This is a genomic window from Burkholderia sp. MSMB1826, assembly GCF_001526325.1.
In the GTDB taxonomy this organism is placed as follows: domain Bacteria; phylum Pseudomonadota; class Gammaproteobacteria; order Burkholderiales; family Burkholderiaceae; genus Burkholderia.
Genome location: NZ_LOYN01000056.1, coordinates 41,352 through 47,968 on the forward strand (window position 1 = coordinate 41,352; position 6,617 = coordinate 47,968).

The 6,617-nt window shown below is 66.6% G+C and carries 3 protein-coding genes; all 3 read left to right on the forward strand.

All coding sequences use genetic code 11. From position 1 onward, the window contains the following. The first annotated feature begins 17 nt into the window (after positions 1–17). Positions 18–800, forward strand: a complete 783-nt coding sequence (locus WS95_RS30220) for a response regulator transcription factor (protein WP_059827681.1) — start codon at positions 18–20, stop codon at positions 798–800. 41 nt (positions 801–841) lie between these two features. Next, positions 842–3,202 (forward strand): CHASE2 domain-containing protein, encoded by a 2,361-nt coding sequence (locus WS95_RS30225; protein WP_156444613.1) that lies wholly within the window; start codon positions 842–844, stop codon positions 3,200–3,202. Between the two features lie 573 nt (positions 3,203–3,775). Then, positions 3,776–6,617 (forward strand): ESPR-type extended signal peptide-containing protein (locus tag WS95_RS30230; RefSeq protein ID WP_082747031.1); only part of this gene is annotated, 2,842 nt, incomplete at its 3' end.

The window sequence follows — 6,617 nt, forward strand, 5'->3', positions numbered from 1 at the left end:
ACAAGGATGACGCCCCGATGCGTGTGCTGATAGTCGAAGATGATCCCGTTCATGCGAAAGCCGCGGCGCGCGTCGTGGCCCCGCTCGGACACGAGGTGGTTGAAGTGCACGACGGCGAGTCGGCGCAACGACTGTTGCGCGCGCAGCCGTTCGACCTCGTGATCCTGGACTGGCTGCTGCCGGCAATGAGCGGCTTCGAAGTGCTGTACTGGATTCGCCGCACGCTCGGCACGTCACCGGCCGTACTGTTCGTGACGAGCAAGACGCTCGAAGACGACATCGTGCTGGCGATGGATGCCGGTGCCGACGACTACGTCACAAAGCCGTTTCGCGTCGCCGAACTCGCGAGCCGGGTGAACGCGCTGTTGAAACGCTCGACGCGCGATATCGACCGCTTCGGCCTCATCGGCGCGGGCGACTACGTGCTGAACCCGCGCGAACGCACGATCCTGCTGCGCGGCGTGCCGATCAAGCTGACGCCGAAGGAATTCGACCTCGCCGAACTCTTTTTCACCAATATCGGCAAGCTGCTGTCGCGCAAGCTCGTCTGCATGAGCACGTGGGGACGCGAGCTCGATCCGGATTCGCGCACGCTCGATACCCATATCTATCGGATACGGCAAAAGCTCGAACTCGGTCCCGAGAACGGGTTGCGCCTGAGTTCCGTCTACACACACGGTTATCGCCTCGAAGCCGTGCCGTCGGCCCGCGATCACGCCGGCGCGTCGCCGCACCGCGTTCCGCTCGCGCAGCCGGCGTCGCCGCCTCCGCTGACGCCCGCCGGGTTCGAGTGCGAGTGAGGCCGCCGTCAACGCACACGCTTTGCGATGAATCACCTGTGATGCTTGCCGACGATGCGCGTATGCCAGGCGGTTTCATGCGCGAGTGCATCGTGACGGGTGCATTCGTGCTGCTGCTGTGCGCGGCGCTGACGACGTCCGGCGCGCTGCGTCGCGCCGACCTGTTCTTCTTCGACGTCGTGCAGCCGCTGCTGCAGCGGCCGTCGCCGCAGAAGATCGTGCTGATCGCGATCGACGGTGCGAGCGCGAAGGCGCTCGGCGGATGGCCGGTCAAGCGTGCCGATTACGCGACGTTGATCGACCGGCTGACCGCGGCGGGTGCGGCCGCCATCGGGCTCGACGTCGCGTTCACGCATCCGGGCAGAATCCTGCCTGCCGGCGACGCGTGGCTGGCGAGCGCGATCAAGCGCAATGGCCGCGTGGTGCTGCCGGCCGTGGTGGCCGACGACGATGGGGACGGCTTGCCGAACGTGGTGCCGCCGCTCGAGCCGATCGCGCGCGGCGCATTCGCGATCGCGCAGGTCAACGCCGCGCCGAACGCGGACGGCGTGTCGCGCAGCTTCTATCTGCGCGAAGGGCCCCCGACCATCGACTACGAGCACATGAGCGCCTCCCTGCTCCGCGCGAGCGGCGTGCCGTTCGAGGAATGCGACGAACCGCCGGCACGTCGCGACATTCACTGGACCAGCGCATGCCGCCGCTACGTGCCGCTCGGTTCCGCTCCGTCGTATCGCACGGTCTCCTTCGTCGACGCCCTCGAAGGCCGCGTCGATCCCGGCTTGCTCAAGGACGCGATCGTGCTCGTCGGCCCGACCTCGGGCACCGCGGACACGCACTTCGTCACGCCGGGCCGGGAGCCGCCGCCGCGCGCCGGCGTCGAGTTCGTCGCGCAAGCCACTTACGCACTCGCGAGCGGCTCGCTCGTGCGCACCGCATCGTGGGCCAACCAGGTGCTGTTCAGCCTGTCCGTGTTGCCGTGGCTTTGCGCGGCATTATTCGCGCTCGGCCCGCGCGCCGCGCTGCTCGCTTGCGCGGCCATCGCACTGGCTACATGCGCCGCGTCGCTGGTCGTTCTGCAGACCGCGCATCTGTTCTGCTTTCCCGCCACCGCGGTCGTCGCGTGCTTGCTTGCGTACGCGCTGAGCGCATGGCGGCGGCAGGAAACGTTGCTGCGCTACTTGACCCGCGAAGCGGAACGCGCGATCGCCGACCCGTGTCTGCCGGGCGACGCGCCCGCCCCCACGAACGCGATCGATCCGTTCCGCCGGCGGGTCATCGTGATGACCGCGATGATCGCGCGCCTGCGGCGCTCCGCACACCTGATTTCCGAATGGATGAACAGCCTGCCCGAAGCCACGCTCGTCGCGTCCGGTTCGGGCGCGGTGCTGCTCGCGAACCGCCGGGCGCTCAGGTTGTACGAGACGGAGGCAGCGCAGCACGGTTCGCCGCCGCCCGCCACCGGCCGCCACGCGGCGCACGTGCTGCACGAGATGACCGCCTCGGACGACGCGGCGCACTACGTCGAGCGCGCGCTGCAAACGCTGGCCGAACGCAACGGCATCACGCCGTCGAACGAACCTGCCGCACCGATGGACGGCATCGAAATCGTCGACGCGAAGCAGCGCTCGCTGCTGGTGAAATGCGCGATCGTGCCCGCGCGCGAAGCAGGCGACGCGATGCTGATCTTTCACGTGGCGGACGTCACGCCGATGCGCGCGGCCGAACGTCAGCGCGATACCGCGTTGCGCTTTCTGTCGCACGACATGCGTTCGCCGCAGGCCGCGATCCTCGCGCTGATCGAGCAGCGTCTCGACGCGCCGGCTTCGTTGCCCGAAGCACGGTTCACCGATCTCGTCGGCCACTACGCGCGCACGACGCTCACGCTCGCCGACCAGTTCCTGCTGCTCGCTCGCGCGCAGGCGCGCTCGGCGAAAGCGACGGAAGTCGATCTCGCGCCGCTGCTCGGCGACGCGACCGACGATATGTGGGCGCATGCGAGCGCGAAGCGGATCAGGATCCGGTTGATCGCGGAACCGGGGATGCTCGTCGTCGCCGATGCGCTGCTGCTGCGCCGCGCATTCGCGAATCTGATCGACAACGCAATCCGGTTCAGCCCGGAGGGTTCGACCGTGACCGTCGCGGCCGGCGAAAGCGACGAACGCTGGCGCGTGACGGTCGCCGATACGGGCGTCGGCATCCCGGAACATCAACTGCCGAACCTCTTCACCGAGTTTTTTCGCGTCGACGCGAGCGGCGCGACCGCCGGGCATGGCCTCGGGCTCGCGTTCGTCAAGCAGGTGATCGACGCGCTCGGCGGAGAAATTCGTGTCGAAAGCGCGGTCGGACGCGGGTCCGTCTTCACGCTGCTGCTCCGTCGAAACACCGCGCGCCGCGACGGTTGAAAATCGGACCCGCGGCACCGCGCGCAACGCATTCCGTAACTTTTTCAATTTCCCATTGATCGGAAAGCGCCCCGCGCACGGTTACCGCGCCGTGCGGCGATATCGTCATTTCGTCGATTTAAAAATTTTACGGTTTTTCGTGCATATCGCCGCTTATCCGCACTGGCCCGAATTGCATTGTTTTTGTTGTTAAAAACCATCGCAAACGACCGGAATCAGTCCATTCCCCAGTCGGCCGACACGCCGGCAATCCGCGCAATACGGTCGCTCGCGGCCGCTCGTTTTCTTTGTTCACATTTAATTCACAATTATTCAGATTTTCGCGCTCTCTTGCCCGAATACCTTTCCCTTATTCTACGGATCAGCGGATTCTTGCCCGTTTCGATTAATCGAATTTGCCCTTGAAAAGGCATAGAAAATTCGATTTGTTTAATCGTGCTCTTTCACTTTTCCAGGGAAATCGATTGATCGAAATCGCCTTTTCGCAAGACCGCGCTTCCCGATAAATACAGTTTTCACACGGCTCGACAGACATTCCACGCGTCCGGCATTCCTGGCTGGCCCGGTACGTGGATGGCGCGCGCCGCTTACCGGCAGAAATCCATGAATAGAACTTACCGCACTGTGTGGAATGCGGCACGCGGCGCAATCGTCGCGGTATCCGAACTCGATCGGGCCCACGGCAAGGGCAAAGCCGGCACCGGAGCCCGAGCCGTCGCGCGCGGCACCGGCGCGGCGGCCGCGCTCAAGTCCGTGACGCTTGCCGTGCTCGGCAGCATGGCGATGTGGTCGGGCGGTGCGGCCGCGCAGGTCGCGATTTCCGGCACGAATTGCCCGGGCTCGGCGACCGCGACGACGAACAACGGCATTGCGATCGGCTGCGGCACGAACGCTGCGCTCGCGAGCGGTGAGATCGCGATCGGCGGGAACGTCACGGCGAGCGGCGTCAACAGCACGGCAGTCGGCATCTTTTCGCAGGCGTCCGCCCAGGCTGCATCGGCGTTCGGTACGTCGGCGAACGCGAGCGGTAGCAATTCCGCCGCGCTCGGGCCGGGCGCGAAGTCGTCGGGCGCATCCAGCGCCGCGGTCGGCCCCTTCGCGAACGCGTCCAATGCAGCCGCATTCGCGGGCGGCAACGCCGCGGCCGCCTCCGGCTCGGCCTCGGTGGCCATCGGATCGGCATCTGCGGCATCCGGCGACAATTCGATCTCGGTCGGCCAGAGCGCAGTGGCGGACAGTCTGAACGCAGCCGCGGTCGGCAATGCCGCGCAGGCCACTGCTACGGGCGCCGTCGCGCTCGGCAGCACCTCGACGGCGTCGAGCGCCAATGCACTCGCAGTCGGTTACCAGTCGACTGCCACCGGCACGAATTCGATGGGGCTGATGACGAACGCCGTCGCCAGCGGCACGCAATCGATTGCGGTCGGCACCAACAGCAAGTCGTCCGGTACGTCGTCCATTGCGCTCGGCCCGACCGCGCAGGCCACGAATGCAGCCGCAACCGCTGTCGGCAATGCCGCGAAGGCAACCGGCAACACGTCGCTCGCGATCGGCGGCCAGGCGCTCGCGAGCGGCGATGGCACCGTGGCGGCCGGCGCGGGCGCAGGCGCCGGCTCGACGACCGCCAATACCGGTTCGATCGCAGTCGGTCTCGCCACGGGCACGCTCGTGAGCGGCGCGCAGAACACCGCGATCGGCGGCGGCATCGCGAGCGCGATGCGCGGTGCGGGTTCGGGCGTCACCGGCACGCGCAACGTCGCGCTGGGCAGCGGCGATGGAACCGTCACGTATGACGGCACGCTCGCGGCTTCCGCCGGCAGCCTCGTGTCGGGCAACGACAACGTCGCGATCGGCACCAATGCGGGCATCGGCGTCACCGCGAGCGGAACCACGTCGGTCGGTCTGAATGCGAACGCGTCGGGTACGAACGCGATCGCGATGGGCGTAGGCGCTCAGGCGAGCGGCGTGAACAGCCTGAGCATCGGCACGGGCAACGTCGTCAGCGGCGCGAACTCCGCCGCGATCGGCGATCCGAGCACCGTCACCGGCTCGGGTTCGTATTCGCTCGGCAACAACAACACGATCAACGCGAACAACGCGTTCGTCGTCGGCAGCGGCGTGGCCGTGCCGGCCGGCCTCAACGGCGCGGTCGTGCTCGGCAACGCGTCGACGGTGTCGGCCGCCGTGCAGACGCCCAGCGCCGTCATCGGCGGGACCACGTACAACTTTGCCGGCGGCACGCCGGCGGGCGGCGACGTGGTGAGCGTCGGCTCGGCCGCCGCGCCGCGGCAGATCCAGAACGTCGCCGCCGGCCAGGTCAGCGCGACCTCCACCGATGCGATCAACGGTAGCCAGCTCAATGCGTCGAATCTGGCGATCGACTCGCTGTCGACGTCGACGGCGTCCAGCATCACGTCGTTGTCCACGTCGACTTCGACCGGCATCGGCTCGTTGTCCACGGGCCTGAGTTCGGCCGACAGCTCGATCGTGTCGTTGTCGACGTCGACATCGACGGTCGTCGGGTCGTTGTCCACCGGCATCGGTTCGTTGTCGACCGGCTTGAGTTCGACGACCAGCTCGATCACGTCGCTGTCCACGTCGACGTCCACGGGCATCGGTTCGCTGTCCACCGGCCTGAGCTCGACCAACAGCTCGATCACCTCGCTGTCCACATCGACGTCTACGGGCATCGGTTCGCTGTCCACCGGCCTGAGCTCGACCAACAGCTCGATCACCTCGCTGTCCACATCGACCTCGACGATCGTCGGTTCGCTGTCCACCGGCCTGAGCTCGACCAACAGCTCGATCACCTCGCTGTCCACATCGACCTCGACGATCGTCGGCTCGCTGTCCACCGGCCTGAGTTCGACGAACAGCAACCTGACGTCGCTGTCCACGTCGACGTCAACGGTCGTCGGCTCGCTGTCCACCGGCTTGAGCTCGACCAACAGCTCGATTACGTCGCTGTCGACAGCGACGTCGACCAGCATCGGTTCGTTGTCGACCGGCTTGAGTACGACCAACAGCTCGATCACGTCGCTGTCTACCGGACTGTCGAGCACGGACAGCAACCTCACGTCGCTGTCGACCGCCACGTCGACCGGCATGAGCTCGCTGTCCACTGGCCTGAGCTCGATCGCGAACAACAACACGAACCTCGGCAACAGCACCGCCGGCGCGATCGGCGGCGGCGCCACCTACGATCCGACCACCGGCGCGATCTCGGCGCCGTCGTACGTGACGTACAACAGCGACGGCTCCACGACGATCAACAACAACGTCGGCTCGGCGATCGACAACATCAACGCGCACGGCATCAAGTATTTCCATGCGAATTCGACCGCGCCGGACAGCCAGGCGGTAGGCGTCGACAGCGTCGCGATCGGCCCGAACGCGATCTCGAAGGTGGACGGCA